The 25,894-nt window shown below is 69.8% G+C and carries 29 protein-coding genes; 17 read left to right on the forward strand and 12 right to left on the reverse strand.

Features of this window, described 5'->3' with window-relative positions; translation table 11 throughout:
- Positions 1-58: 58 nt before the first annotated feature.
- Positions 59-958, reverse strand: coding sequence for a tyrosine-protein phosphatase (locus ACFQS9_RS19305; protein ID WP_378407631.1), 900 nt, complete (start codon positions 956-958; stop codon positions 59-61).
- 126 nt (positions 959-1,084) lie between these two features.
- Between ACFQS9_RS19305 and ACFQS9_RS19310 the strand changes: the two genes are divergently transcribed.
- On the forward strand, positions 1,085-2,299 hold the full coding sequence (locus ACFQS9_RS19310) for a winged helix-turn-helix domain-containing protein (RefSeq protein WP_378407633.1): 1,215 nt from the start codon (positions 1,085-1,087) through the stop codon (positions 2,297-2,299).
- A 27-nt stretch (positions 2,300-2,326) separates the two neighbouring features.
- Here the strand turns inward: ACFQS9_RS19310 and ACFQS9_RS19315 are convergent, their stop codons facing one another.
- Positions 2,327-2,761 carry an SRPBCC family protein gene (locus tag ACFQS9_RS19315; RefSeq protein ID WP_378407635.1) on the reverse strand — a complete coding sequence of 145 codons (435 nt, stop codon included), beginning with the start codon at positions 2,759-2,761 and terminating at the stop codon, positions 2,327-2,329.
- An 81-nt stretch (positions 2,762-2,842) separates the two neighbouring features.
- Positions 2,843-3,319, reverse strand: a complete 477-nt coding sequence (locus ACFQS9_RS19320) for a toxin-antitoxin system HicB family antitoxin (protein ID WP_378407636.1) — start codon at positions 3,317-3,319, stop codon at positions 2,843-2,845.
- Positions 3,320-3,499: 180 nt separating this feature from the next.
- On the opposite strand from ACFQS9_RS19320, the gene thyX reads away from it, so the two are divergent.
- From thyX to ACFQS9_RS19335, 3 genes are all read left to right on the forward strand, one after another.
- Complete coding sequence (gene thyX / locus ACFQS9_RS19325; protein ID WP_378407638.1) at positions 3,500-4,252, forward strand: FAD-dependent thymidylate synthase; 753 nt, start codon at positions 3,500-3,502, stop codon at positions 4,250-4,252.
- 67 nt (positions 4,253-4,319) lie between these two features.
- A complete protein-coding gene (gene dapA, locus ACFQS9_RS19330; RefSeq protein WP_378407640.1) occupies positions 4,320-5,225 on the forward strand; it encodes a 4-hydroxy-tetrahydrodipicolinate synthase in 906 nt (301 codons plus the stop codon).
- The gene (locus ACFQS9_RS19335) at positions 5,222-7,246 is read left to right on the forward strand and encodes a ribonuclease J (protein ID WP_378407642.1); all 2,025 of its coding nucleotides are present in this window, start codon (positions 5,222-5,224) and stop codon (positions 7,244-7,246) included. The genes dapA and ACFQS9_RS19335 overlap by 4 nt, the downstream gene beginning before the upstream one ends.
- 43 nt (positions 7,247-7,289) lie before the next feature.
- On the opposite strand, the gene ACFQS9_RS19340 is transcribed toward ACFQS9_RS19335, so the two are convergent.
- Positions 7,290-8,054 carry a sulfite exporter TauE/SafE family protein gene (locus tag ACFQS9_RS19340; RefSeq protein ID WP_378408268.1) on the reverse strand — a complete coding sequence of 255 codons (765 nt, stop codon included), beginning with the start codon at positions 8,052-8,054 and terminating at the stop codon, positions 7,290-7,292.
- Positions 8,055-8,134: 80 nt separating this feature from the next.
- Here ACFQS9_RS19340 and ACFQS9_RS19345 point away from each other — a divergent pair, with 80 nt between their 5' ends.
- The 3 genes from ACFQS9_RS19345 to ACFQS9_RS19355 all read left to right on the forward strand — a co-directional run bounded on the left by ACFQS9_RS19345 (position 8,135) and on the right by ACFQS9_RS19355 (position 12,664).
- Positions 8,135-8,758 carry a TIGR03085 family metal-binding protein gene (locus tag ACFQS9_RS19345; RefSeq protein ID WP_378407644.1) on the forward strand — a complete coding sequence of 208 codons (624 nt, stop codon included), beginning with the start codon at positions 8,135-8,137 and terminating at the stop codon, positions 8,756-8,758.
- Between the two features lie 61 nt (positions 8,759-8,819).
- Positions 8,820-11,480 carry a DNA translocase FtsK gene (locus ACFQS9_RS19350; protein ID WP_378407646.1) on the forward strand — a complete coding sequence of 887 codons (2,661 nt, stop codon included), beginning with the start codon at positions 8,820-8,822 and terminating at the stop codon, positions 11,478-11,480.
- A gap of 203 nt (positions 11,481-11,683) precedes the next feature.
- The gene (locus ACFQS9_RS19355; protein WP_378407648.1) at positions 11,684-12,664 is read left to right on the forward strand and encodes a TerC family protein; all 981 of its coding nucleotides are present in this window, start codon (positions 11,684-11,686) and stop codon (positions 12,662-12,664) included.
- Between the two features lie 72 nt (positions 12,665-12,736).
- On the opposite strand, the gene ACFQS9_RS19360 is transcribed toward ACFQS9_RS19355, so the two are convergent.
- Together ACFQS9_RS19360 and ACFQS9_RS19365 are read right to left on the reverse strand one after the other, a co-directional pair.
- Entirely contained in the window at positions 12,737-13,018 is a 282-nt protein-coding gene (locus ACFQS9_RS19360) for a YciI family protein (RefSeq protein ID WP_378407650.1), read from the reverse strand.
- A 34-nt stretch (positions 13,019-13,052) separates the two neighbouring features.
- A complete protein-coding gene (locus ACFQS9_RS19365) occupies positions 13,053-13,577 on the reverse strand; it encodes an amino-acid N-acetyltransferase (protein WP_378407652.1) in 525 nt (174 codons plus the stop codon).
- A gap of 123 nt (positions 13,578-13,700) precedes the next feature.
- Between ACFQS9_RS19365 and pgsA the strand changes: the two genes are divergently transcribed.
- From pgsA to pspM, 5 genes are all read left to right on the forward strand, one after another.
- Entirely contained in the window at positions 13,701-14,366 is a 666-nt protein-coding gene (gene pgsA / locus ACFQS9_RS19370; RefSeq protein WP_378407654.1) for a CDP-diacylglycerol--glycerol-3-phosphate 3-phosphatidyltransferase, read from the forward strand.
- Positions 14,363-14,863, forward strand: a complete 501-nt coding sequence (locus tag ACFQS9_RS19375) for a CinA family protein (RefSeq protein ID WP_378407655.1) — start codon at positions 14,363-14,365, stop codon at positions 14,861-14,863. The genes pgsA and ACFQS9_RS19375 overlap by 4 nt, the downstream gene beginning before the upstream one ends.
- 91 nt (positions 14,864-14,954) lie before the next feature.
- Positions 14,955-15,326 carry a helix-turn-helix domain-containing protein gene (locus ACFQS9_RS19380; RefSeq protein WP_378407657.1) on the forward strand — a complete coding sequence of 124 codons (372 nt, stop codon included), beginning with the start codon at positions 14,955-14,957 and terminating at the stop codon, positions 15,324-15,326.
- Between the two features lie 187 nt (positions 15,327-15,513).
- Positions 15,514-16,347 carry a PspA/IM30 family protein gene (locus ACFQS9_RS19385; protein WP_378407659.1) on the forward strand — a complete coding sequence of 278 codons (834 nt, stop codon included), beginning with the start codon at positions 15,514-15,516 and terminating at the stop codon, positions 16,345-16,347.
- A 24-nt stretch (positions 16,348-16,371) separates the two neighbouring features.
- Positions 16,372-17,220, forward strand: a complete 849-nt coding sequence (gene pspM, locus ACFQS9_RS19390) for a phage shock envelope stress response protein PspM (RefSeq protein WP_378407661.1) — start codon at positions 16,372-16,374, stop codon at positions 17,218-17,220.
- Positions 17,221-17,230: 10 nt separating this feature from the next.
- Here the strand turns inward: pspM and ACFQS9_RS19395 are convergent, their stop codons facing one another.
- Positions 17,231-17,836: an energy-coupling factor transporter transmembrane component T family protein gene (locus ACFQS9_RS19395; RefSeq protein ID WP_378407662.1), complete on the reverse strand. Its 606-nt coding sequence runs from the start codon at positions 17,834-17,836 to the stop codon at positions 17,231-17,233.
- A 110-nt stretch (positions 17,837-17,946) separates the two neighbouring features.
- Between ACFQS9_RS19395 and ACFQS9_RS19400 the strand changes: the two genes are divergently transcribed.
- Entirely contained in the window at positions 17,947-18,945 is a 999-nt protein-coding gene (locus ACFQS9_RS19400; RefSeq protein WP_378407663.1) for an RNA-guided endonuclease InsQ/TnpB family protein, read from the forward strand.
- 191 nt (positions 18,946-19,136) lie between these two features.
- Here the strand turns inward: ACFQS9_RS19400 and ACFQS9_RS19405 are convergent, their stop codons facing one another.
- Positions 19,137-19,817, reverse strand: a complete 681-nt coding sequence (locus ACFQS9_RS19405) for an energy-coupling factor ABC transporter ATP-binding protein (RefSeq protein WP_378407664.1) — start codon at positions 19,815-19,817, stop codon at positions 19,137-19,139.
- 8 nt (positions 19,818-19,825) lie between these two features.
- The gene (locus tag ACFQS9_RS19410) at positions 19,826-20,431 is read right to left on the reverse strand and encodes a biotin transporter BioY (RefSeq protein ID WP_378407665.1); all 606 of its coding nucleotides are present in this window, start codon (positions 20,429-20,431) and stop codon (positions 19,826-19,828) included.
- A gap of 227 nt (positions 20,432-20,658) precedes the next feature.
- On the opposite strand from ACFQS9_RS19410, the gene ACFQS9_RS19415 reads away from it, so the two are divergent.
- A complete protein-coding gene (locus tag ACFQS9_RS19415) occupies positions 20,659-20,832 on the forward strand; it encodes a hypothetical protein (protein ID WP_027499470.1) in 174 nt (57 codons plus the stop codon).
- 45 nt (positions 20,833-20,877) lie between these two features.
- Complete coding sequence (locus ACFQS9_RS19420; protein ID WP_378407667.1) at positions 20,878-21,585, forward strand: PIG-L deacetylase family protein; 708 nt, start codon at positions 20,878-20,880, stop codon at positions 21,583-21,585.
- Here ACFQS9_RS19420 and ACFQS9_RS19425 read toward each other — a convergent pair.
- Entirely contained in the window at positions 21,473-22,198 is a 726-nt protein-coding gene (locus ACFQS9_RS19425) for a maleylpyruvate isomerase family mycothiol-dependent enzyme (protein WP_378407669.1), read from the reverse strand. The two genes, ACFQS9_RS19420 and ACFQS9_RS19425, sit on opposite strands and share 113 nt — an antisense overlap.
- A 94-nt stretch (positions 22,199-22,292) precedes the next feature.
- Between ACFQS9_RS19425 and ACFQS9_RS19430 the strand changes: the two genes are divergently transcribed.
- Positions 22,293-22,757, forward strand: a complete 465-nt coding sequence (locus tag ACFQS9_RS19430) for a MarR family winged helix-turn-helix transcriptional regulator (protein ID WP_378407670.1) — start codon at positions 22,293-22,295, stop codon at positions 22,755-22,757.
- On the opposite strand, the gene ACFQS9_RS19435 is transcribed toward ACFQS9_RS19430, so the two are convergent.
- Both ACFQS9_RS19435 and ACFQS9_RS19440 read right to left on the reverse strand, forming a co-directional pair.
- Complete coding sequence (locus ACFQS9_RS19435) at positions 22,732-23,619, reverse strand: diacylglycerol kinase (protein ID WP_378407672.1); 888 nt, start codon at positions 23,617-23,619, stop codon at positions 22,732-22,734. The two genes, ACFQS9_RS19430 and ACFQS9_RS19435, sit on opposite strands and share 26 nt — an antisense overlap.
- On the reverse strand, positions 23,616-25,196 hold the full coding sequence (locus tag ACFQS9_RS19440; RefSeq protein ID WP_378408270.1) for an FAD-binding oxidoreductase: 1,581 nt from the start codon (positions 25,194-25,196) through the stop codon (positions 23,616-23,618). Before ACFQS9_RS19440 ends, ACFQS9_RS19435 begins: the two co-directional genes overlap by 4 nt.
- Before the next feature lie 86 nt (positions 25,197-25,282).
- Here ACFQS9_RS19440 and ACFQS9_RS19445 point away from each other — a divergent pair, with 86 nt between their 5' ends.
- A complete protein-coding gene (locus ACFQS9_RS19445; RefSeq protein ID WP_378407674.1) occupies positions 25,283-25,894 on the forward strand; it encodes a TetR/AcrR family transcriptional regulator in 612 nt (203 codons plus the stop codon).

The following is a 25,894-nucleotide window of genomic DNA, read 5'->3' on the forward strand; positions in this document are numbered from 1 at the left end:
GAAACCCGGTGGCCGGCAGGGAGTTCGACCGCCGGCCACCGGGAGCGGGGGGTGGGGGCTAGCCGAGCAGCGTGTCCTTGAGGTCGGCGATGATGCCACCGTCGAGGTCGAGTCCGTCCTTGAGGTAGTTCTCGACCGACCCGTGGATGGCGTCGAGTTCGGCGATGCCGGCCTCGAGGTAGCTCGCCTCGACCCCGAGGAGAGGGGTGTAGATGGCGGCGACCTGCTCGCCGTGGGCAGCCACGATCTGCGCCCTGGTGGCGGCGATGGAGGCCGACGAGTACTCGTTGGTGAGCAGGTAGTCGGACATGATCGTCTCCCGTGGCACCCCGGCGATGCTCAGCAGCAGGAACGACGCCCACCCGGTGCGGTCCTTGCCCGCCGTGCAATGCACGACCTGCGGTCCGTCGGTGTTCGCGAGCTCCGTCAGCAGTTGCCTGAACCCGGCCCGCTCGCCCGAGCCGGTGACGAATCCGCGGTTCATGTCCTGCATGAAGGCGCGGGCCCCCTCGGGGGAGCGCAGCTGCGCGGCCGCGCCGGTCAGATCACCCGACAGGATCGGGATGTTGACGTAGGCCGCTCCGGCCGGGACCCGGTCCGGTTTCGCCGAGACCTCGTCCGGGGTGCGCAGGTCGTACACCGCGGCCGCGTGCAGATCCTCCAGGGTCGCGAGGTCGGCGTCGTCGGGCACGACCGCGTTGGATCGGTAGAACAGGCCCTTACGGACGTGACCGCCGTCGGCGCCCGTGTATCCGGCGCCGGTGCCGGCCACGTCGCGGAAGTTGTCCACGCCGGCGAACCGGGGCGCGTCGGCCGGCTGGCCGGGAGCGGAGTCGGACGAGGTCGGGGCGAAGAGCGCGTCGAGCGGGTTGGCGAAGGCGGTGCCCATGAGCGGCTGGGCCACGAGAACCCCGCAGAGAAGGGACGTGGCGGCGGCGCGTCTGAGGTGAAGTGTCAAGATGAAACTCCTGTTCAGCAGGGCATCAAACGCTTACGTTCGAGTTCGTAACACAATAGGTACGGCGGTTCGGGCTCGTGGCGTTTTACGCAATCGGATGTCGGACCCCCGTGGCAGGGTGGGGTCATGCTCGAGATGACGGCGGCCGCCGCCCGGCGAACCGCGCTTGCCGCCCAGGGTTTCGCCGATCGACGGCCGCCCGGTGCGCCCACCCGCAGGCACCTGCTCAAGGCGGTGGATCGGACCTCGCTGCTGCAGATCGATTCGGTCTCGGTCGCCGTGCGGGCGCACTACATGCCGGTGTTCAGTCGCATCGGCGCCTACGACCGGAGCCTGTTGGACGCCGCCGCGTGGCGGCACACGGCCGCGAAACCTCGTGCTCTGGTGGAGTATTGGGCACACGAGGCCGCGCTGATCCCGGTCGGGGACTGGCCGCTGCTGCGCTGGCGGATGCGTGCCTACGCCGGCGGTCGCTGGGCCGGGGAGCGCAAGGTGCTCGAGCGGAACCCCGGCCTGATCCGCGACGTGCTCGACGTGATCTCCGCCGTCGGGGCCGTGAGCGCCGGCGACATCGAGCGGCACCTGGCGATCGATCGGGGAGGGCGAGGTGGTCCGTGGTGGGACCGCAGCGACACGAAGGTCATCTGTGAGCAGCTCTTCGCGGCGGGAGCACTGTCGGTGGACAAGCGAGTCGGATTCGTCCGGCACTACGACCTCGCCGACCGGGTGCTCCCGCCCGGGGTCGTGTCCAGTCGGATCGACGAGGCGGACGCGGTGCGCGAGCTGATCCGTCGCGCGGCGCGATCGCTCGGCGTCGGAACGGAGCCGGATCTGCGGGACTACTACCGGCTCTCGGCGGTCCAGGCGGCCACCGCGATCGCGGACCTGGTGGACGAGGGGACCCTCGTGCCGGTGACAGTGCGCGATTGGGGAGTGCCCGCCTATCGTCACGTCGAGGCGCGCACGCCCCGCCGGGTCACCGGAGCGGCATTGCTGTGCCCCTTCGATCCGCTGGTGTTCTACCGCCCGCGCACCGAACGGATCTTCGGCTTCCGCTACCGGCTCGAGATCTACACGCCCCAGCACAAGCGGGTACACGGGTACTACGTGTTCCCGTTCCTGCTCGACGGCGAATTGGTCGCCAGGGTGGATCTCAAGGCGGATCGCGCGGTCGATGCCCTGCAGGTGCTGGGGGCCTTCGCCGAGGGCGAGCACGGGAACGGGCGCGTGGTCGAGTCGCTCGCCTCGTCGCTGCGCGAGATGGCGGACTGGCTCGGGCTCTCGGACGTCAGGGTCGGCGAGCGCGGCGATCTCGCCGCCGCGCTCGCCGACCGGATCTGACCATCCGGAATCGAAACCGGTTGTCGATCAGAGGTTTTCGACGAACTTCGTCAGGCCCTTCGATGCCGTCTCGAGTGCGATCTTCTGCCCCTTCTTGACCAGGAAGCCCGGCATCGGGATCTTCAGGTCGACGGTCAGGTCGAACTGCACGTCCGTCCCGTCCCCGTTCGGGGTGAGCGTGTACGAACCGTCCTGCGTCTTCTGCTGGGTGCTCTCCACCAGGCTCCAGGTGACCTTCTCGTTCCCGTCCCACAGGTAGTCCACGACCTGCTCGTCGTTGACGCCGAGAACGGAGACCTTCATCCGGACCCGCAGCGGGCGGCCGTCCGGATGGGTGCTCTCCACGATCACCGACTTGTGCGAGGAAGACCATTCCGGAACCCGCTCGACCGCGACGATCGCCTCCATCACCTTGGCCGGATCGGCCTTGATGTGGAACTCCTTGTTGCCTGACACGGCCATCGGCCCACCCCTTTGCGAATTGAGTTCGGGTCGCCATTACACCACCCCGCGGCGGTCCCGGATTGCGGACGAGCGTTCAGGTCATTCCTCCGTGCGCCTGCCCTTGCGCACCTGGTCGCGCAGCGCGCCTTGCACGGCCTGGGACACCCAGGAGTTCAGTGACATCCCGTTCTGGGAGGCGGCCTCCTCCGCACGCGACTTCATCTGGTCCACCAGGCGCAGGGTCACACGGGAGATGTCGCCGGTGACGTCATCGATGGCGTCATTGACGTAATCGCTCGCCGTGCTCTCGCCGCGCGGGCCGGATCCGGGTCGCGCCGTCCGCGCCACCTCGACGTGCGCTCGATTGCCATCGAGCCGCACGTGCACCGTGCGGTCGCCGAGCGCGGTCGATGCCTCGGCCGCCAGGTCGGAGAGCGCGGACAGCAGCATCAGCCGTGCCGAGTTCTCGGCCGCGACGGCCAGCGCCTCGGCGATCCTCTTGGTGTTCTCGTCGCCGAGGGCGGCCGCCGCGATCAGATCGTCGCGCAGGGTGGTGGTGTACTCCGACAGGTCCATGACGTCAGTGTGGCGTCATCATTGACGTCCCGTCAAGACGTCATGACGTCAAGACGCGACTTCGCCTGCTGGCATCGGGGTCGATGCACCGTCCGGGTGAACGGGAGCAGTCGCGCCGATAGGGTGCGGTGATTCCCGAGCGGGACTCGGCAGGACCAAGCAGGACCAGGAAGGATCGCAGTGCGGCAAGCGGTGTCTCTGAAAGTGCAACTCATCGCGAAGACGGAGTTCGCCCCGCCGGCGGACGTGCCATGGGAGACCGATGCCGAGGGTGGCGAGGCGCTGGTCGAGTTCGCGGGCCGGGCCTGCTACCAGAGCTGGTCGAAGCCGAACCCACGGACCGCGACCAACGCCGGATACCTGCGCCACCTGCTGGAGGTCGGGCACCTGTCGGTTCTCGAACACGGCAGCGTGAGCTTCTACATCACGGGGATCTCGCGCTCGTGCACGCACGAGCTGATCCGGCACCGGCACCTGTCCTACTCGCAGCTCTCGCAGCGGTCGGTCACCGAGCGGGACGCCAACGTCGTGGTGCCGCCCGCGGTGGTCGGTGACCCCGAGCTCGAGGCCCTGTTCGTCGCGGCGACCGACGCCAGTCGGGCCGCCTACGTCGAACTGCTTGAGGCGCTCGAGACCAAGCTTGCCCACGTCCCGAACGGATCGCTGCGGGCGCGCCAGGCCCGCCAGGCGGCGAGGTCGGTACTGCCCAACGCGACCGAGACCAGGGTGGTCGTCACCGGGAACTATCGGGCGTGGCGGCATTTCATCGCGATGCGGGCCTCCGAGCACGCCGACGTCGAGATTCGCAGCCTGGCCGTCGAGTGCCTGCGCCAGCTCAGCGCGGCGGCGCCGAATGTGTTCGGAGACTTCGAGATCGCGACCCTGGCCGACGGTACCGAGATCGCGGTGAGCGAGTTCGACAACCGCGACTGAGCGGGGCCGTTCGGCGCGGGTGCCGCTGTGTTCAATCTTCACCTGCGCACCGGGTAACCTTCTGACCATGACCAACGGTGAATCCGCCCCCGTCGAGCATCCGTTCGGCACCATCCTGACCGCGATGGTGACCCCGTTTACCGGTGACGGGAAGCTGGACGTCGATGCGGGCGTACGGCTGGCGACGCACCTCGTCGACGGCGGCTGCGACGGACTGGTGCTCGCGGGCACCACCGGTGAATCTCCCACCACCACGGAGAACGAGAAGCTCGAGCTGATGCGCGCGGTCATCGACGCTGTCGGCAGCCGGGCCAAGATCATCGCGGGCGCGGGCAGCAACGACACCGCCCACAGCGTCGAGTTGGCGCGCGACGCCGCTCGGGCCGGGGCGCACGGACTGCTCGTCGTCACCCCGTACTACTCGAAGCCGCCGCAGTCGGGCCTGCTGGCGCATTTCACCGCGGTCGCCGACGCGACGGACCTGCCCGTCATGCTGTACGACATCCCGCCGCGGTCGGTGGTGCCGATCGAGACCGAGACGATCTACCGGCTCGCCGAGCACCCGCGGATCCTCGCGGTCAAGGACGCGAAGGGCGACCTGAACGCGGGCGCCGAGCTCATCGCCAACACCGACCTGCAGTTCTTCTCCGGCGACGACCCGCTGAACCTGCCGTGGCTCGCCGTGGGCGCCACCGGCTTCGTCAGCGTGATCGGTCACCTCGCCCCGGGACGCCTGCGCGAGCTGCGCGAGGCGTTCCTCGCGGGCGACAATGCCCGGGCCCGCGAGATCAACGTCGGCCTGCTCCCGCTGATCCGCTCGCTGGGTCGGCTCGGTGGCGTCTCGGCCTCGAAGGCGGGGCTGCGACTGCAGGGCATCGACGTCGGGGATCCACGGTTGCCGCAGGTGCCGCCGAGCCCGGAGCAGGTCGAGGCCCTCGAGGCCGATCTGCGCGCGGCAGGGGTGCTGGCATGACCCGGCCGCCGCGCCGTCGCAGCGCCAGTCGTCAGGCCGGCCCGCCGTCGCCCGCCGCGGCTCCCGAGGCCGCCCCGCAGCAGCAGGCGCCCGCCCCTGCCCCCGAACCGGCGCAGCAGCAGGCGCCCGTCGAACAGGCTCCGGCTCAGGAGCAGGCGCCCAGGCGTCGCCGCGGTGGCGCCAAGTCGCAGGGCGGCACCGCCCCGAAGTCGCAGGGCGGCACAGCCCCGAAGTCGCAGGGCGGCACAGCCCCGAAGTCGCAGGGCGGCTCGGGACGTCCGCAGCGACAGCCGAAGAACGCGGGTGGCTCGCAGCGCCCGGACGGCCGTCTCGGTGTCGACCCGACCGAGCGGCTCGGCCTGCCGCCGAAGGCACCGCGCAACGGCCTGCGGGTCGTGGCGCTCGGCGGCATCGGCGAGATCGGCCGAAACATGACCACGTTCGAGCACCAGGGCAAGATCCTGATCGTCGACTGCGGCGTGCTCTTCCCGGAGGACCAGCAGCCGGGCGTGGACCTGATCCTTCCCGACTTCGACTACATCGAGGATCGGATGGCGGACGTCGAGGCCGTGGTGCTCACGCACGGCCACGAGGATCACATCGGCGCCATCCCGTTCCTGCTGCGCCTGCGCCCGGACCTGCCGGTGATCGGCTCGAAGTTCACCCTCGCCCTGGTCGCGGCCAAGTGCCGTGAGCACCGGCAGCGGCCGAACCTGATCGAGGTCATCGAGGGCCAGCACACCACCCACGGTCCGTTCGAGTGCGAGTACTTCGCGGTCAACCACTCGATCCCCGATGCGATCGCCGTCGCGATCCGCACCTCCGCGGGCATCGTGCTGCACACCGGCGACATCAAGCTGGACCAGCTGCCGCTCGACGGCAGGCTCACCGACCTGGCCGGCTTCTCGAGGCTGGGCGACGAGGGCGTCGACCTGTTCCTGGTGGACTCGACCAATGCCGAGGTGCCGGGCTTCGTGACGCCCGAGCGTGAGATCGGCGGCGTGCTCGACAACGTCATCGGCAAGGCGAAGCAGCGCGTGATCGTCGCGTCGTTCGCCAGCCACGTGCACCGCATCCAGCAGGTGGTGGACGTCGCGGTGCGCTACAACCGCCGGATCGCGTTCGTGGGGCGGTCGATGGTCCGCAACATGCAGATCGCGCAGGACCTGGGCTACCTGTCCGTTCCCGACGGCGTCGTGGTGGACATCGACACCGCGGCGAACCTGCCCGACGATCGCCTGGTGCTGATCTCGACCGGGTCGCAGGGTGAGCCGCTGTCCGCGCTGTCGCGGATGGCGCGCGGCGAGCACCGGCAGATCAACATCCGGGCCAACGACCTCGTGGTGCTGGCGTCCTCGCTGATCCCGGGCAACGAGAACTCGGTGTTCGCGGTGGTCAACGGGCTCGCCAAGCGCGGCGCCACGGTCGTCACCCAGCAGAGCGCGAAGGTGCACGTCTCCGGGCACGCCTCGGCGGGCGAGTTGCTGTACCTCTACAACGCGGTCCGGCCGACCAACGCCATGCCGGTGCACGGCGAATGGCGCCACCTGCGGGCGAACGCCGCGCTCGCCAAGGCCACCGGCGTGCCGGAGGAGCGGGTGGTCCTGGCCGAGGACGGCGTCGTGGTCGACATGGTCGACGGCCTCGCGGAGATCGTCGGTCGGGTACCGGTCGGGCACGTCTACGTGGACGGGCTCTCCGTCGGCGACGTCGGCGATTCGACCCTCTCGGACCGCCTGGTCCTCGGCGAGGGCGGGTTCATCTCGATCTCGCTGGCAGTGGACACGCACACCGGGAAGGCCGTCAGCACCCCCGCGGTGCACGGTCGCGGATTCTCCGACGATCCGGCGGCGCTCAAGGAGGCCGCCGTGCTCGTCGAGGCGGAACTCGCCCGGCTCGCGTCCGAGGGCATCACCGACACCCACCGCATCGCACAGGCGGTGCGGCGCGTGGTCGGTCGCTGGGTGGCGGACAAGTACCGCCGCCGCCCGATGATCGTGCCGACCGTCATCGGCGTCTAACCGGGCGGGGGGCGGCCATCGGAGCACCGGCGAGGTGGCCGCCCTAGACGAGCAGTCGCCACAGGCCGATCAGGCCGACGACGACGATGACGCCACGCAGCGCGGTGGGGGAGAGCCGTCGGCCGTATCTCGCGCCGACGGTGCCACCGGCGAGTGATCCGATCGCGATGAGTCCGGCTGCGGCCCAACTGATCCGGTCGAACGCCACCAGGGTGTATGCCGTGGCGGCGACGACATTGACGAGAAGTGCCAGCAGGTTCTTCGCCGCGTTCATCCGCTGCATCGACTCGGGCAGCAGGGCGCCCATCACGCCGACGAGCAGGATCCCCTGAGCGGCGGTGAAGTAGCCGCCGTACACGCCGACGGCGAATGTGCCCGCGGTCAGTGCCACCATTCGCCCCGGTCCGACATGGCCCGCGGCCCGGCCCTGGGCCTCCGCGCGCTCCCGGGCCCACGCCTGGATCCTCGGTCCGGCGACCACCAGGATCAGTGCGAGGACCAGCAGCACGGGGACGATGGTGATGAAGGTCTTCTCGGGCAGGTGCAGCAGCAGCCAGGCGCCCAGACCGGCCCCGAGGAGCGACGCCGGGATCTGCCATCGCAGCCGGTCCCACTGCCCGCTCAGCTCTCGACGGTAGCCCCATGTCCCCGACACGCCGCCCGCCACGAGGCCGACCGCATTCGACATGGTCGCGACGACCGGCGGATAGCCGAACGCGACCAGGGTCGGAAAGGTGATCAGGGTTCCCGAGCCGACCAGGGCGTTGATCGCACCCGCGCCGAACCCCGCGACAGCGATGACGATCATTTCGGTGATGGGCACCGAAGGGACGGTACTGGGTGCGTGTCACCCCACAGGCGGGCGCGGCGGGCAGTAGCGTGGCGGGCATGAGTCTGGCCCACGACGAGCGTCTCGCGCTGGTGGTCACCATGTCCGAGTTCGGGCCCGACGCGCCGACGCTCTGCGGGGAGTGGACCGTCCGGGACCTGGCCGCTCACCTGGTGTTGCGTGAGCGACGACCAGACGCGTCCGCGGGGATCATGATCTCCGCGCTGTCCTGGTACACGGAGCGGGTGCAGGCGTCGATCGCCCGAGGATCGTTCGAGGGCATGCTCGAGCAGATCCGAACGGGCCCGCCCCGGTGGTCGCCGATGAGGCCGTTCGATGAGCAGCTCAACCTGGCCGAGATGTTCGTCCACCACGAGGACGTGCGCCGCGGCGGTCCGGAGTGGGAACCGCGGACCCTCGATCTGGCCTGGCAGGGCCCGCTGTGGGCGTTGGCCCGGCGGATGGGCGGCCGGGCATATCGGAAGGCGCCGTGCACGGTGGTGCTGGAGCGGCCGGACGGGAAGCGGGCCACGGTGCGCACCGCAGGCGACGAGACCGTGGTGCTGGTCGGCGATCCCGCGGAGCTCGCGCTGCACGCGTTCGGCCGCGACGCGGTCCGACTCGAGGCGCAGGGCCCCGACCAGGCCGTCACGAGTGTGATGTCGCTCGATCGCGGCATCTAGGTCCTCTGTTGCGGGTGTTGCGGATGGTCCTGATGGGGCCGCAGCGACTAACCTGACGTGCATGGCAGGTAAGACCGGGACCCGAACTACCAAGAGCGCGGCCTCCTCGCCGCGGTCCTCCGCGAGCACGGGATCCTCGGCGTCGGGTGGGTCGAAGGCACGGTCGGGCGGCCGGACCACCAAGACGGTGACCACCCCGCGCAAGCCGACGGCGCCGCGCAGCAACGCGCAGGCGGCCAGGCGCAAGCCGGCGGCCAAGGCGTCGGTGAGTCCGTTCAAGGCGGTCGGGCGTGGGGTGGGGCACGGCTGGTCCCTGGTGGCGCGCGGCGTCGGCGCCACGACCCGGACGGTCAGCAAGGCCGCCGACATCGAGCCCGGTCACCGCCGCGACGGGATCGCCCTCGGTCTCGTCGCGGGCAGCGCGATCGTCGCCGCCGCCATGTGGTTCGCCGCGGGTGGTCCGGTCGGGGACTGGCTCGAGACCGGGGTGCGGGCGCTGTTCGGCGGCGCGGGCGCGGTCCTCCCGGTGCTCGCCGGTGCGATCGCGGCGGTGCTGATGCGATCGGAGCCCCATCCGGAGGTGCGTCCGCGACTGATCCTCGGCTCGCTCCTGATCGGGTTGCCCGCGTTGGGTCTGTGGCACGTCATCAGCGGGGCGCCCGTCGATTCGGAGGGCCGCGCGGGAGCGGCCGGGTTCATCGGGTACGCGGTGGGTGGACCGCTCACCGACGGGCTCACCATGTGGTTGTCGATTCCGCTGCTGATCCTCGCGATGGGGTTCGGCGTGCTGCTGGTCACCGGCACCACCGTCCGCGAGGTCCCGGAGCGGCTGCGGACGCTGTTCGGCGTCCACGGTCACGACGACGACTACGAGCCGTACGACCCGGAGGACGGCTACGACTACGGGCACGACGACCCGGGCCACGACGACCTCGAGGACCTGCGAAACCTGCGTCCGTCGCGCCGATCGCGCCGGAGGGCGCACGATCCGTCGGAATTCGACCCGGCGCTGTTCGATGCCGACGGGTACCCGGTCGACGACCGCGGCGGGCCGGCCACCAACTATCCGATCGAGGAGACCGCCGACGAGGCGGTCACCGAGGTCATCGCGGCGCCACCGGCCGTCCCGACCCCGGCGGCGCGTCCGCGACCGAAGGTGAAGGCGACCCCCGCCCCGGCCGAGGCCGAGGACACCACGCCGGCGATGCTGATCCCGGACCGCGTCATCGAGGGCGACTACACGCTGCCGCCGGCGTCGCTGCTGATCGACGGCGATCCGCCGAAGACGGGGAGCTCGGCGAACCAGGCGATGATCGACGCCATCACCGAGGTGCTCGAGCAGTTCAAGATCGACGCGGCGGTCACCGGCTACACCCGTGGCCCGACGGTCACCCGTTACGAGGTCGAACTCGGACCGGGCGTGAAGGTCGAGAAGATCACCGCGCTCGCCCGCAACATCGCGTACGCCGTCGCCACGGACAATGTCCGGCTGCTCGCGCCGATTCCCGGCAAGTCCGCGGTCGGGATCGAGGTGCCCAACACCGACCGGGAGATGGTCCGGCTGGCGGACGTGCTGTCCGCGCCGTCGACCCGAAAGGACCATCACCCGTTGGTGATCGGCCTCGGCAAGGACATCGAGGGCAACTTCGTCAGTGCCAACCTCGCGAAGATGCCGCACCTGCTGGTGGCGGGTTCGACCGGCTCCGGTAAGTCGAGCTTCGTCAACTCCATGCTGGTCTCGCTGCTGCAGCGCGCCACCCCGGACGAGGTCCGGATGATCCTGATCGACCCGAAGATGGTCGAGCTGACCCCGTACGAGGGCATCCCGCACCTGATCACCCCGATCATCACCCAGCCGAAGAAGGCCGCGGCCGCGCTCGCCTGGCTGGTCGAGGAGATGGAGCAGCGGTACCAGGACATGCAGGCCAACCGGGTCCGGCACATCGACGACTTCAACAAGAAGGTCCGCTCGGGGGAGATCACCGCGCCGCTCGGTAGCGAACGTGTGTACCGGCCCTACCCGTACATCCTCGCCATCGTCGACGAGCTCGCCGACCTGATGATGACCGCTCCGCGCGACGTGGAGGAGGCGATCGTCCGGATCACGCAGAAGGCCCGTGCGGCGGGCATCCACCTGGTGCTGGCGACCCAGCGCCCGTCGGTGGACGTGGTGACCGGCCTGATCAAGACGAACGTGCCGTCGCGGCTGGCGTTCGCGACGAGTTCGCTGACCGACTCCCGGGTCATCCTCGACCAGCCGGGCGCCGAGAAGCTGATCGGCATGGGTGACGGCCTGTTCCTGCCGATGGGGGCCGGCAAGCCGACCCGTATGCAGGGCGCGTTCATCACCGACGAGGAGATCGCCGCCGTCGTCGATTTCACCAAGAACCAGGCCGAACCCGAGTACACCGATGGCGTCACCACGGCCAAGGCCGCGGAGAAGAAGGATGTCGACCCCGATATCGGCGACGACATGGACGTGCTGCTCCAGGCGGTCGAGCTGGTGGTCACCAGCCAGTTCGGGTCCACCTCCATGCTGCAGCGCAAGCTGAGGGTCGGCTTCGCCAAGGCGGGTCGCCTGATGGACCTGATGGAGACCAGGGGCGTGGTGGGTCCCAGCGAGGGATCCAAGGCCCGAGACGTGCTGATCAAGCCCGACGAGCTGGACGGGCTGCTCTGGTCGATCCGTGGCGGGGACCCGGAATCCGAGTCCGAGGAGTGAGGTCGCGGGGCCACGCCGGAGGCGGGTGAGCCCGCCACATTGTGGTTGAATGAACAAGCCTTGGAGGGGAGTATCCCCCATTTCTGCGGCAACCTCGTCAGCACGAACGGCACCATTGCCGCTCCGGGGTTGTCGGTCGACGGCAACGTCGGCGGGAGAGACCTCCGGTGCCCTACCTATCGGCAACCGGAGGTCGTTGGCTGATGCACGTCTCACCGCTCATCTGGGCTGTCACCATCTTGGTGATCCTCGGACTCTTCGTATTCGACTTCTTCGCGCACGTGCGGACACCACACGAGCCCACCTTCCGCGAATCCGCCTTCTGGTCGGCCGTGTACATCGGCATCGCGATCCTCTTCGGCTTCATCGTGATCTGGGGCTGGGGCGGAACCTACGGCGGTGAGTACTTCGCCGGGTACATCACCGAGAAGGCGCTCTCGGTCGACAACCTCTTCGTCTTCGTGATCATCATGTCGACGTTCGCGATCCCTCGGCAGTACCAACAGAAGGTGTTGCTGATCGGCATCGTCATGGCGCTGGTCATGCGCGGGGCCTTCATCGCGGTCGGCGCCGCGGCGATCAACGCGTACAGCTGGGTCTTCTACCTGTTCGGCCTCTTCCTCGTCTACACCGCGTACAAGCTGATCCGCGAGGCTGGCCACGAGGCGGAGGTCGAGGAGGAACGCGAGAGCAAGATCATCGCGATCGCGAAGCGGTTCCTGCCGACCACCGAGGAGTTCGACGGTGACCGGCTGACCACCCGGATCGACGGCAAGCGGCTCGTGACGCCGCTGTTCCTCGCCCTGGTCGCGATCGGTTTCACCGACATCCTGTTCGCGCTCGACTCGATCCCCGCGATCTACGGCCTCACGAAGGAGCCGTACATCGTCTTCACCGCCAACGCCTTCGCCCTGATGGGTCTGCGACAGCTGTACTTCCTGATCGGCGGACTGCTCGAGCGGCTGGTGTACCTGTCCTACGGCCTGTCGATCATCCTCGCGTTCATCGGCGTGAAGCTGGTCCTGCACGCGCTGCACGAGAACACCCTGCCGTTCATCAACGGCGGCGAGCACGTCAGTGTCCCCGAGATCTCCACGGGGCTCTCGCTGATGGTGATCCTCGGCGTGCTGGTGGTCACGGCGGTGGCGAGCCTGCTCAAGACCCGGAACACCGCCACCAAGTGACGCGGCGAAGCCGCAGCGGTGCGGTCGCGGAGTCCTAGGACTCCGCGACCGCACCACTGCGGCGTAGCCGCATCAGGAGAAGGCGCCCATCACCGGGGTCCACTCGGTGAACCGCGCAGCCTCGACGAGGCCGGCCTTCGCGAACGGGTCGTTCGTGAAGAGGGTGCGCGCCGCGGCCGCAGCCTCGGCCTGGACCAGGATCAGCGCGCCGCTGCCGTCCGCAAAGGGTCCCGTGGTCAGGACGACGCCGTCATCGACCAGACCCGACAGCCACGCGCGGTGATCCGGTCGGACCTCGTCCCTGGCGGCGGCGGTGGCCTCGCTGTAGGTGTACTCGACGGCGATGATGGGCATGGAGGCTCGCTTTCGGGAGTGGGTGAGCGGATTGCTAGAGGGTGAGCAGCATCCGGGTGTTGCCGAGCGTGTTCGGCTTCACGTAGCTCAGGTCGAGGAACTCCGCGACGCCGGTGTCGTACGAACGGCACATCTCGCCGTACACCTCCGCGGTCACCGGGGTGCCCTCGATCTCGACGAATCCGTGCTTGCCGAAGAAGTCGACCTCGAAGGTCAGCACGAACACGCGCCCGAGTTCGAGCTCACGCGCGACCTGGATGAGCTGCGCGACCACGAGATGTCCGACGCCGCGGCCCTTGACCTTGGGGTCGACCGCGACCGTGCGGACCTCGCCGAGGTCTGCCCACAGGACATGCAGTGCGCCACAACCGATTACCTCACCATCGAGCTCGACGATCCAGAACTCCTGAACGGCTTCGTAGAGGGTGACCAGATTCTTTTCGAGGAGGATCCGGCCCGCATAGATGTCGATCAGGCGCTTGATCTCCGGCACGTCGGACGTTCGCGCGCGACGGACCGTCGGAGTCGCCGGATCGGAGGTCGTGGGCCCAGAGGTCATGTGGTGAAGAGTAGTCATGGGGGCAACGGATATTCTTAGCCGTGTGCCGGTCCGACTCGACGATCTCCGCGATGACCACCCCTCTGACGGGGTGGCGTCGCGCGCTGCGCGGGTGGCGGCCCGGTGACCGCGCAGTCGCACGACGAGGTGGCCTCCGGCGGGTACCCGGACGCGGGGCCTGAGGTGGCACAGGTCGGGGACGGGGTGTCCCACGACAAGCACGTGCCCGTGGTCAACATCGCCAACATCCTCACCGTGATCCGCATCGGTCTGGTCCCGGTCTTCCTGGTCACGCTGTTCGTCGACGGTGGGCATACGACCTTCTGGCGGATCGTCGCGACGATCGTCTTCGCGGTCGCCGCGATCACCGACCGGATCGACGGCCAGCTCGCGCGCAAGTACGGACTGGTCACCGACTTCGGCAAGCTCGCCGATCCGATCGCGGACAAGGCACTGATCGGTGCCGCGCTGGTCGGGCTGTCGGTGCTCGGCGACCTGAGCTGGTGGGTCACCGCGATCATCGCGGTCCGTGAGCTCGGGATCACCCTCATGCGGATCGCGGTCCTGCGCCACGGGGTGATCCCCGCGGGGCGGGGCGGCAAGCTCAAGACCCTGGTGCAGTCCCTGGCCATCGGCCTGTACCTGCTGCCGCTGCCCGAGAGTTGGGCGACGGCGAGCGCGATCGCGATGGGCCTGGCCGTATTCCTCACGGTCGTGACCGGCCTGGACTACGTGATCCAGGCGATCCGTCTCAGGGCGGGCGTGCACCCGCACGAACCCGGGCGATGACCGATCCTCTGGCCGACGGCACCGAGGCGGCCGAGTTGGTGTCCACCCTCACCGCGCGGGGCCAGACGGTCGCCACCGCAGAGTCCCTGACCGCGGGCCTGCTCTCCGCCACGATCGCCGGGATTCCGGGCGCGAGCGTGGTGCTTCGCGGCGGATTGGTGGTCTACGCGACAGATCTCAAGGCGGCCCTCGCCGGCGTCGACCCCCGGGTGCTCGGGTCGGACGGTCCGGTCGCCGCGAGCACGGCGCGGGCCCTGGCGGTGGGCGCGAGCGAACGGTGCGGCGCAGACTGGGGTGTCGGGCTGACCGGGGTCGCGGGCCCGGACTCGCAGGACGGACACCCGGTCGGGACCGTGTACCTCGGCATTGCCGGCCCGGACGGGGTGAGCGCGGACCGGCTCGAACTCGCCGGCGATCGCTGGGCGATTCGCAGCGGTGCGGTCCGATCCGCCGTGTCGGCACTCCTTGTCCGCGTGCGCACCGCCGCGGCGGGATAGGCTCGGTCTGCCCGAGCCGCGGCCGCTGGGAACCATTTCGGGACCCCTGGACGTTGAACAAGCTGTTGGGCGGAGATGAAGGAGGAGCCACATGGCGGTGCTGTTGCGTGAAGCAATCGGTGACAGTCTGCGGCGTGCAAGGGTCTCGCAGAGCCGAACCCTGCGTGAGGTCTCGGGCACCGCGCGGGTCAGTCTCGGCTATCTCTCCGAGGTGGAACGCGGGCGCAAGGAGGCATCCAGCGAACTGCTGGCGGCCATCTGCGATGCCCTGGACGTGCCCCTGTCCGAGGTTCTCTACGACGTCAGCGAGTCGCTGTCGGACGGTTCCGTCGATCGCGGTGCCCCGGCGGACGCGAAAGTGGCCCCCGCGGACGCGGGCGCGACGGGTGGTTCGCCCCGGATCGCCGAGGACACCCGCATGGTCATCCCGGCTCCGAACGCGACCGCGCTCGCCGCTGCGTAAGTTTTCGACGAGTTGGGCCGTGGCAGGGATGTCAGCAGCCGTCCGAACCGATAGATTCGTCTGTGACCACCAGTGCTCGACTGGTGGGTCCGACCAGCAGGTAGGGGCAGTGCCCTTGTCCGGTGCGTGACGGTCGCGCATCGGGTCGCGTAACGCGCGGCGCATCAAATGGAGGCAGGATCAACCCATGGCTAATCCGTTCGTCAAGGCATGGAAGTACCTGATGGCGCTCTTCAATGCGAAGATCGACGAGAAGGCCGACCCGAAGGTTCAGATTCAGCAGGCGATCGAGGACGCGCAGCGTCAGCACCAGGCACTCTCCCAGCAGGCCGCGTCGGTGATCGGCAACCAGCGCCAGCTGGAGATGAAGCTCAGCCGCCAGCTGGACGAGGTGGAGAAGCTCAACGCCAATGCGCGCCAGGCCGTCACCCTGGCGGATCAGGCCGCCACGGCGGGCGACGTCGAGAAGGCCACCCAGTACACCAACGCGGCCGAGGCGTTCGCCGCTCAGCTCGTCACCGCCGAGCAGGGCGTGGAGGATCTCAAGGCGCTGCACGACCAGTCGCTGCAGGCCGCCACCCAGGCCAAGAAGGCCGTCGAGCAGAACGCGATGGCCTTGCAGGCCAAGGTCGCCGAGCGAACCAAGCTGCTCAGCCAGCTCGAGCAGGCCAAGATGCAGGAGAAGGTCAGCGATTCGCTCCGCTCCATGGACAGCACGCTGTCCGCGCCGGGCAACACCCCGAACCTGGACGAGGTCCGCGACAAGATCGAGCGCCGCTACGCCGATGCGCTCGGATCGGCCGAGCTGGCCCAGAACTCGGTGCAGGGTCGCATGATGGAGGTCCAGCAGGCGAGCATCCAGATGGCCGGGCACAGCCGGCTCGAGCAGATCCGGGCCTCGATGAAGGGCGACGCGCTGCCCACCGGCGGCACGGCGGCCCCGGCGGTGGCGCCCGCCACCCCGGCAGCCCCCGCCACCCCGGCGGCCAAGCCGGATGCCGCGGGACCTGCCGCGCAGTAGTCGCGCCGGTGCGATGAGGGTGAGATGACGAGTTCGAGGCGCGGCCGATCGGGAAGTGATTCCCGGTCGGCCGCTTCCTTTTTCGCCGTCGCGGCGTCCGGTGCCTCCGGGATGGTCGCGGCCACCGAGGCGGCCCGCAGCGTCGGTGGATCGGTGGCGTCGGCGGTGCGGAAATGGTCCGACCCGCGCGAGAAGTTGCTGCGCAAGCGGCGCCGGGCGAACCGTCGTCGCGTGCGGTACGGGACCGTCTCCGGTGTTTCCGCGGTGGGGACGGCAGGCCTGGTCGTGGCGTCGGCCCCGGAATGGTCGCTGATTGTGGGCGGTGGCGCGGCGGCGTTGTTCGCGGTTCCGGCGGCCGCGGCATGGCGAACCTATCGGAGGCTCAACGAGATTCCGCTGCCCGTCAGGTCGCCGTCGTGGCGGGGACTTCCGCCGGTGGGTTCGGCGGCGCGCGAACCCGTTGTCCGGCTGGTCGGTGCGCAGACGAGCCTGCACGAGTTGCTCGGGGTGCTCACCCGGTCCGCGGTGGTGGCGGGGGAGGACATCGAGGAGATCGGCGAGACCGCGGAGTCGGCAGCCGAGGCACTGCACGCCGTGGCCGACGATGTGGTCGCGATGGAGCGGGCGGGGTCGAATGCGTCCGGGCTGCAGCTCGGGGACACCATCGACGCGACCGCGGCCCGGCTGTCGGCGGGGGTGGCGCAGTACGAGGAACTGCTCGCTTCCGTTGCGAGGATGACCGCGCCGGCCGCGGCCGATTCGCTCGGTGCCCTGGAGCGGCAACGATCCGAGATGCTTGCCGCATCCGACCGGCTCGAGGGGTTGGCCGGGGCGCTCGAGGAGATCGCGGCGATCCGGCGCAGGCACCGCTGAGGGTACGTCCTTAGTCGTCGACCCCGCGTGCCGCCAGCGCCTCGCCCATCGCGTCGGCGGTGCGCAGCGCGCCCACCACGACCGGGACGGCGAGCGCGCGTAGCGAGAAGCCCAGGCCCCTGGCCTTTCTCGCCTCCGTCACGTCGGCGACCAGACCGCTGAGCAGGGGGATGCACCGGAGCGTCATGGCGAGGACCAAACCCACCCGGTCGGGGTTGACCCCGAACCGCCTCAGCGGCGCCAGCATTCGCGCCACCGCGTCCAGCATGTCCATCACCCTGGTGGTCAGCGTGACCAGGGCGGCGAGCGCCACCGACAGCAGCAGCACCCCGCACACCACCAGGGCGCGGCGCCACCCCGTGAAGATCACCTGGAACACGCCGACGAACGCCAGCATCCAGAGCACCGTGCGCAGCTGCGCCAGGGCGAGCCGGGCCGGGATCCGCGCCGCCGCGAAGGCCGCCGCGACGAGCACCGTGGCCGGGACCAGCTGCCACGGCGACCGAACCGTCGCCGCGAGCACGATGAGCGCCACCACGAGGCCGGTGAGCTTGGCCGCCGCGGGCGCACGGTGCAGCGGCGAGGCCCCCGGGTGGTAGATGCCGAGCGTGGTCATCCGATTCTCGGCGCGGATACTCCCGCGTACACGGGGGAGTGTATGCGCCGTCCTCCTATCGCGGGTTGTGTCGGGGAGAGTTGTCGGTGGCCTTGGCTAGATTTTCGGGTATGGACGAGGTGGTGCGGTACACCTACCGGGTCAGGCCGGGCCGAACGGCTGAGTGCGCGTTGCTCGCTGAGTGGCATCGGTGTCGGTTCCTGTGGAACGAGGCCGTCCACCAGCAGAAGTCGGGTGGCAAAACCACATTTGGGAAACTTGGCAGACTCCTCACCGACGCACGCTCCCGCAGCAGGTGGCTGCGGGCGGGTTCGCAGGTCGCGCAGCAGCAGACGCTGCGGACCTATGCCCACACCCTCGACCGCTCGTTCGCGGTCAAGGCGTGTGGCCGGCCGACGTTCAAACCACGCAGGAGGACCCTTCCGTCGTTGGAGTTCACGCGGCGCGGGTTCAGGATCCGTGACGGCCGGCTGGTTCTGCCGAAGGGGATCAGCGTGCCGGTGGTGTGGTCGCGGGAGTTGCCGTCCGACCCGACCAGCGTCCGCATCACACGCGATTCGCTCGGGCATTGGTATGCCTCGTTCGTCGTCCGCCGCGACGCCCCGCCCGCACCCGCGGTCGACGGTGGGATCGGTGTCGACTGGGGCGTGAGCACCACGGCCACAACCACCGACACCGAGTTCGATCTGCCGTATCTCGGGCACCGCAAGCGCTGCACCGCCGAACTCGCCAAGGCACAACGCACGATGTCGCGACGCCACAACGGGAGGCGCGGCCCGCAGTCCAACGGCTACCAGCGTGCCAGACGAGGCGCCGCGAAGCTGCTGAAGAAGGCCGCCCGCCAGACGCAACACGAGTCGCGGGCGTGGGCGAAACGAGTTGTTGACAACCATCAGATCATTGCGGTGGAGGACTTCACCCCGAAATTCCTGGCGAAGTCGACGATGGCCCGCAAGGCCGCGGACGCCGCCATTGGCGCCGCGAAACGGGAACTGATCGAGCGTGGCACGCGGGCTGGCCGGAAGGTGGTGTTGGTTCAGCCCGCCTACACGACGATGACGTGTTCGAGTTGCTTCGCGAGAGCCAAGCAGCGACTCGGACTCGCGTAGCGATCCTTCCGATGCTCCGACTGCGGTTACACCGACAGCAGGGACCGGAACGCCGCCAGAGTGATTCTGGCTGTGGCAGAACGCGGCCACACTCGCGTTGACGACGTAAGACAAGCTGATCACCTCCCTCGGGTTGGTGGTTCGGTTTCAGTCCGAGCTTGAAATCCCCTGCCTTCAGTGCAGGAGAAGCGTTAACCGATCAGCCGGCGGTAGTAGCTGATCGCCTCGCCGGGCGCGCCGTCCGCGACCACCCGGCCCGAGTCGATCACCAGTACGCGGTCGAAATCCCCGAGGAGGTCGAGCTGGTGGGTCACCGCGATCACCTGCTGGCGCAGCCCCGCGAACGTGGCCGCCACCAGCCGGGTGTTGCGCAGGTCGAGGAGCGTCGTCGGCTCGTCCGCGACGATCAGGTCGGGATCGGTCACCATGATCGCGGCGAGGGCCAGCAGCTGCTTCTGGCCGCCGGAGAGCAGATGTGTCGGGTGCTCGGCGTGCCCGGCCAGGCCGAACGTCTCGAGCACCGACGCGACCCGGGCGTCGCGATCGGTCGCGGGAATCGAGCTGCGGCGCAGGGAGAACGCGATGTCCTCCGCGACCGTCGGCATGACGATCTGGTGGTCCGGGTCGGTGAACACGAAGCCGACCTTGCGGCGCACCTTGCGGCCCTCACGCGCGGCATCGAGACCGTCGACGGTGACCCGCCCACTGCTCGGGGTCACCAGGCCGTTGATCATCCGGGCCAGGGTGGACTTGCCGCTGCCGTTCGCGCCGACGATCCCGATCCGCGCCTCGGTGAGCACGAGGTCGATGTCGGCGAGTACGGCGCGCTCGCCGTAGCGGTGCGCGACGGACTCGAAGCGGATCTCGGGCATCGGCGGGACTAGGCGGCGTCGGCGGGCGTGCGGGCCGGTGCCACCGACGTCAGCAGGGCGGGGTATGCGCGGTGTACCTGGGAGGCGACGACCGCGGCGATGACGGCCTTGAGGACATCGCCAGGGACGAAGGTGCCGTTCGCGCTCAGTGCCTGCCAGAACGTGAGGTCGCTGCGGAGCATCATGCCCGCGATCCCGAAGGCGTAGATCACCACGATACCGCCGAGCAGGTTGATGACGATGCCGATGACGACGTTGTAGCGGGGCAGCGCCTTGACGGTGAGCCAGCCGATCAGCGCGACGGCCGGGATCCAGCCGATCAGGAACCCGCCGGTGACGCTGGAGAGGGATGTGAGCGAGGTCCGGCCGCCGGCCAGCACGGGCAGCGCCAGGCCGAGCGCGATGACGGTGAGCACCGCCAGGACACCCTTCCGGGCGCCGAGCAACGCGCCCGCGATCATCACGCCGAGCGTCTGCAGCGTGATGGGGACACCCGAGGAGCCGATGGTGATCGTGCCGGGCAGCCCCAGGGCGATGATCAGGGCGGCGAACACCGCGATCTGGGCGAGGTCACGGGCGGTGGTGCGTGGTGCGCCTGCGGTGCGGGTAGACACGAGCGGTCGAGCTCCTTGCGAGTTCGGGGACAACCCGGTGAGCCTATGCCAGCGGCGCGAACACGCGGTGGTTCACCCGGACCGCGGCGGCCCCGGTGCCCTCAGGGATCACCCTGATCTTTCCCTGATCTTGCCTCTGAGCTGGTTCTTTTGCCGCCGAGGCCTGACAGGCTGGAGCCATCGGGCCGCCAATGGAGGCGGCCAGAGCGAGTGAACGGAGAACCCCGGTGTTCTGGAAGATCGTAGGAATCGTTGCCCTGGTCTGGATCGCGCTGGCCGTGGTCGGCGCCCTGGTCAAGGGGCTGTTCTGGGTTCTGGTCGTCGGTGCGGTGGTGTTCGGGCTGTACCTGCTCTTCAAGGCGATGTCCGACAGCGACTCGAAGGACGTCACCAGGCTCTAGCGCGGCGCCGCGCGGTACCGGCCGGGGCCGGGCATGCTGAGGCGCATGGAGCAGATTCCCGAGGACTGGAAGCGGGGCGTCGTGATCGTCGCCCACCCCGACGACATCGAGTACGGGGCCGCCGCCGCGGTGGCCCGATGGACCGGCCAGGGCAAGGACGTCCGGTATGTCCTCGCGACCAGCGGCGAGGCGGGCATCGCGGCCCTGCCGCCCGCCGAGTGCGGGCCGCTTCGCGAGGAGGAGGAGCGCCGCTCGGCGGCCGTCGTCGGCGTGCACGAGGTCGAGTTCCTGGGTCACCCGGACGGCAGGCTCCAGGAGGGGCTGGAGCTGCGACGCGATCTGGCGGCGGCGATCCGGCGGCACCGGCCCGAGTTCGTGCTCACCATGAATCATCGTGAGACCTGGGGGCCCGGCTTCCTCAACAGCGCCGACCATCGGGCGCTCGGGCAGAGCGTGCTCGACGCGGTGTCGGACGCGGCCAACGAGTGGATCTTCCCCGAGCTCACCGAACCCCGGTGGACGGGCGTGCGGTGGGTCGCGGTCAACGTCATGGTCGGGGCCACCCACGCCGTCGATGTCACCGACACGGTCGACACGGCGGTCGCGTCGCTCGCCGAGCACAGCCGGTACCTGCAGGCGCTCAGCGATGTTCCCGTGGCGGAGCAGGCGCGGGAACAGATCGAGATGGCGACCGGTCCGAAGGACGGGTTCGCGGCGGATCGTGCCGTCGGCTTCGAGCTGTTCCAGTTCTGACGATCGCCGCGCCGTCCCCGCTGAGGGCGTCCAGGGCCGCGGTGCGGCCGGTGAGCAGCAGGAGCAACGCGCCGATCGGTCCGCGGACCTCGATGCCCTCGCCGCGGGTCCAGGCGGTGTCGGTCGCGACGAGTCGCAGCCCGCGGAGCCGGCGCCGCGCCCAGTGCGGGAACCCGAAACTCCACACCCGCTGCGCTGCCGCGGCGGCCGCGTCGGTCGGCATCGCGATCGATCGCCCCACGGGTATCGCGATGTCCTGGGTGTGCACCAACACGTCGGCCAGCGAGTCGAGGTAGCTCACTCCGGGCGGTCGGCGCCGCGAGTCCGCGACCTCCCTGAGTTCGGTGACCAGTTCCCAGGTGGGTTCCGCGGCCTTGCGGACGGCGGTGTCGTGCACGAGGCGGTTGAATTCGCCGCGTGCGCGAACCGTGTCGGCGATCATCTGGGGGAGTGTGGTCTGGGGTCCGAGGGCGACATGGGCGACCACGTCGCGCACCCGCCAGCCGGCGCACAGCGAGGGGCGCTCCCACTCGTCGTCGGTGAGGTCGGCCGCCAGGTCCGCCAGCACGCGCCGCTGTCGACCGATCGCGGCCCAGGCCTGTTCGCGATCCATGATCTCGCCCCGAATCGGGCTCCACGGGGGAGCCCAGAGTTGGTACGGTTATCTGACCATAATAGTCAGAGAATCGTACCAATGGAAGGGGTTGATGATGGCCGAGCCCAACATCGGGCTGCTGCTCTATCTGCCCTATCGCGAATTGGAGACCCGGATCTTCGATGCGGTGCGGGCGGCCGGATACGACGACATGACCCTCGCGCAGAGCAGGGTCTTCCAGCGGATCGCCGTAGACGGTTCGAGGCTGACCGATCTCGCCGAACGGGCCAGGGTCACCAAACAGACCGCGGGCTTCCTGGTCGATCAGTTGGTGAAGGCCGGCTACGTCACCCGGGTCGTCGACCCGGCCGATGCCAGGGCCCGACTGATCAGGGTGAGTGAACGGGGCTCTGCGGCAGCACGATTCGCGGCCGAGGTGCTCGCCGAGGTGGAGGCCGAATGGACCGCCCACCTCGGCGAGCGCACGATGACCCAGTTGCGCCACGCGCTGGTGAAGCTGCGGGAGATCACCGACGCCGATGATCGGCCGGTCAGCGGATCGGCGCCCCGACGATGACGGATCCGGCGCCCGGCACCGCCTCGATGTCGATCGGCAGCGGGGCGACGGGCTCGCCGTCGGCGTACGCGGTGATGCCGGCCGCCTCGAGCCGGACCCGGCGGGACCGGAAGGTCTGCACCTCGTCCAGGTCGACGTGGGTGCCCTTGTAGACCGTCGGGAACAGGCGAACCAGCCGCAACCGGCTGCCCGCAGCCACCACGGTGACGTCCAGCAGCCCGTCGGTGACCTCCGCGTTCGGGGTGATCAGCATCCCGCCGCCGTAGGAGGTGCCGTTGCCGACCGTGACCATCGCCGCGTCCAGTTCGATCGTCTGGTCGTCGAGCACGATCCGGTAGGGGATCGGACGCAGCTGCGCCAGCTCGACGAGCATCGCGACGTTGTAGCGCATCGGCCCGCGGGGCCACCGCAGCCGGTTCGCCCGGTCGGTGACCAGCGAGTCGAAGCCGCTGGACAGCACGGTGCCGAACCAGCGGTCGCCGACCCTGCCGAGATCGATCGTCTCGGTGGTGCCGCGGGCGATGACGTCGGCTGCGGCGACCGGGTCGTCGACCGGGATGTGGAACAGCCGGGCGTGATCGTTGCCGGTGCCGCCGGGGATGATGCCGAGCGGGATGCCGCTCTGGGCAAGGGCCTGCCAGGCGATGCTGATCAGCCCGTCGCCGCCTGCCGCGATCAGCGCGTCGGTGCCATCCGCCACGGCCTTGCGGGCCAGCTCGAGCGCTTCGGCCGCGGAATCTCCCTCGATCTCGGAGACCTCGACGCCGAGCTCACGGAGCCGGGTGATCGCGGCCGCGGCGGCCTCCGGGGCGTGGCCGTTGCCCGCGGCGGGATTGGTCAGGACAGTTACGGACCTCGTCACGGGATCAGCTTGCCAGGGTTGAGGATTCCGGTGGGGTCAACGGCGTCCTTGACCGCCTGCAGCACCCGTCCGCCCAGCTCGCCGACCTCGTCCGACATCCACGGCCGGTGATCGCGCCCGACGGCGTGGTGGTGGGTGATGGTGGCGCCCACGGAGACGATCGCGTCGCCCGCGGCCTTCTTCGCCGCGGCCCACTGGGTCAGCGGGTCGGCGGTCTGCGCGCAGACCACGGTGAAGTAGAGGGAGGCGCCGGTCGGGTAGGTGTGCGAGATGTGGCACATCACCAGCGCCGGGGTGCCCTGTGCGGTCAGCGATTCGGTGAGCGCGGTGGTGACGGCCGTGCGCAGGTTCGACAGGTTCGACCACGTGGTGGCCGTCTCCAGGGTCTCCACGATGGCGCCCGCGTTGAGCAGCGCATCGCGCAGGTACGGCGCGTCGTAGCGGCCGTGCTCCCAGGACCTGGCGGGCTGCTCGCCCAGGTCGGTGCCGCCCGCGGCGGCGAGCAGCGCGCACGCCTCGGCGTGCCGGGACTCCACGTGCGCCGCGGTGCCCTCGAAGGTGGTGATCGCCAGGCAGCCGGCCGCGGGGCTCTCGCCGCCGACGTCGCCCGCCAGTGCCAGGTTGAGGCCGGTCTCGGCCTCGTCGGACAGCCGCATCACGGTCGGCGTTGCGCCGGTCTGGATCACGGTGCGCAGGGCGGCGGCGCCGGTCGCGAAATCGGGGAACGACCAGGCGCGGTAGGCGGTGGTCTCGGGGATCGGGTGCACCCGCACGGCGACCTCGGTGATGATCCCGAACGCGCCCTCTGACCCGACGAACAGCTCGCGCAGGTCCGGCCCGGCGGCGGACGCGGGCGCCCTGCCGAGATCGAGGTCGCCGGTGGGGGTCGCGACCCGGACCCGCTGGACCATGTCGTCGAAGCGGCCGTAGCCGGCGGAGGCCTGGCCGGAGGAGCGGGTCGCGGCGAAGCCGCCGATCGTGGCGAACTGGAAGCTCTGCGGGAAGTGCCCGAGCGAGAAGCCGTGCGTGCCGAGCAACTGTTCGGCCTGCGGACCGGTGACGCCTGCCTGCAGGGTCGCGATGCCGGAGACGGTGTCGAGGTCGAGCAGGGCGTCCAGACGGCGGAGATCGAGGGCGATCACCTCGTGGAACCCGCCCCGCGCGGGGTCGACGCCGCCGACCACGCTGGTCCCGCCACCGAAGGGCACCACCGCGATCGCCTCGGCCGCGCAGTAGCGCAGCAGGGCGAGCACCTCGTCGTGCGAGCCGGGCAGGACCACCGCATCGGGGGCGTCCTGCGGCTCGGTGTCCTTGCGGCGCAACAGGTCCGGTGTGCTCTTGCCGCCGGCATGGCGGAGCCTGGTCGCGTCGTCGGTGCGCACGTGCTCGGACCCGATCAGGTCGTCGAGGTCGGTGCGGTGGCCCTCGGTCAGGTTGGTCGGGCGCAGCACCGCGGCCGACTCCTCGGGCGGCGGCGACTGTTCGGCGTCGACGCCGAGTGCGGAACTGAGCAGCGAGAGCACCTGCGGTGAGAGCTGCTTGCGGAACTCCGCGACTCCCCAGGCGTCCCACTCCATGGTGGGTGCCTCGGTGTCGGGGAACTGCGGGGTGGGGGCTGATTGCGGAGCTGCGGTGTCGGACATGCGTTACAGTGTTACATACGATGTCTATCCGTAACGCAGATCCGCAGGCTGCAACCGCAGCACCCACCGTCGACGACCTCATTCTCGACGCAACTCGTGCGTGCGTGCTCGAGTTCGGCCTGAGGCGGACCACCCTTGCCGAGATCGCCCGTCGCGCGGGTGTGAGCCGGCCCACCGTGTACCGCCGGTGGCCGGATACCAAGGCCGTCGTCGCGGACCTGCTGACCAGGGAGATCGAGCACGCGCTGCCGCAGATGTCCGGGGCGGGGGCCGCGCGTGAGCAACTGGTGCGCGGCGTCGCGGAGACCGCCGAGACGGTGCGGACCCACCCGCTGTTCGTCAAGATCCTGCGCTCGGACCCCGAACTGCTCATCACCTACATCGTCGACCGGCTCGGGGCGAGCCAGCGGGCGATCGTCGACACGCTCACCCCGGTCGTCCTGGTCGGGCAGCGCGACGGCTCGATCCGCGCGGGCGATGCCACCGGTATCGCCACCATGATCCTGCTGATGGCGCAGTCGGCCGTGCAGTCCGCCGGCATGGTCGCGGAGATCCTGCCCCCGAAGGAGCTGATCGCGGAGCTCGCCCTCGCGGTCGACGCCTACCTCATGCCTCGAGCACCCCTTACCTAG

The sequence above is a fragment of the Rhodococcus daqingensis genome (genome assembly GCF_042665615.1).
Lineage (GTDB): Bacteria > Actinomycetota > Actinomycetes > Mycobacteriales > Mycobacteriaceae > Rhodococcus_G > Rhodococcus_G daqingensis.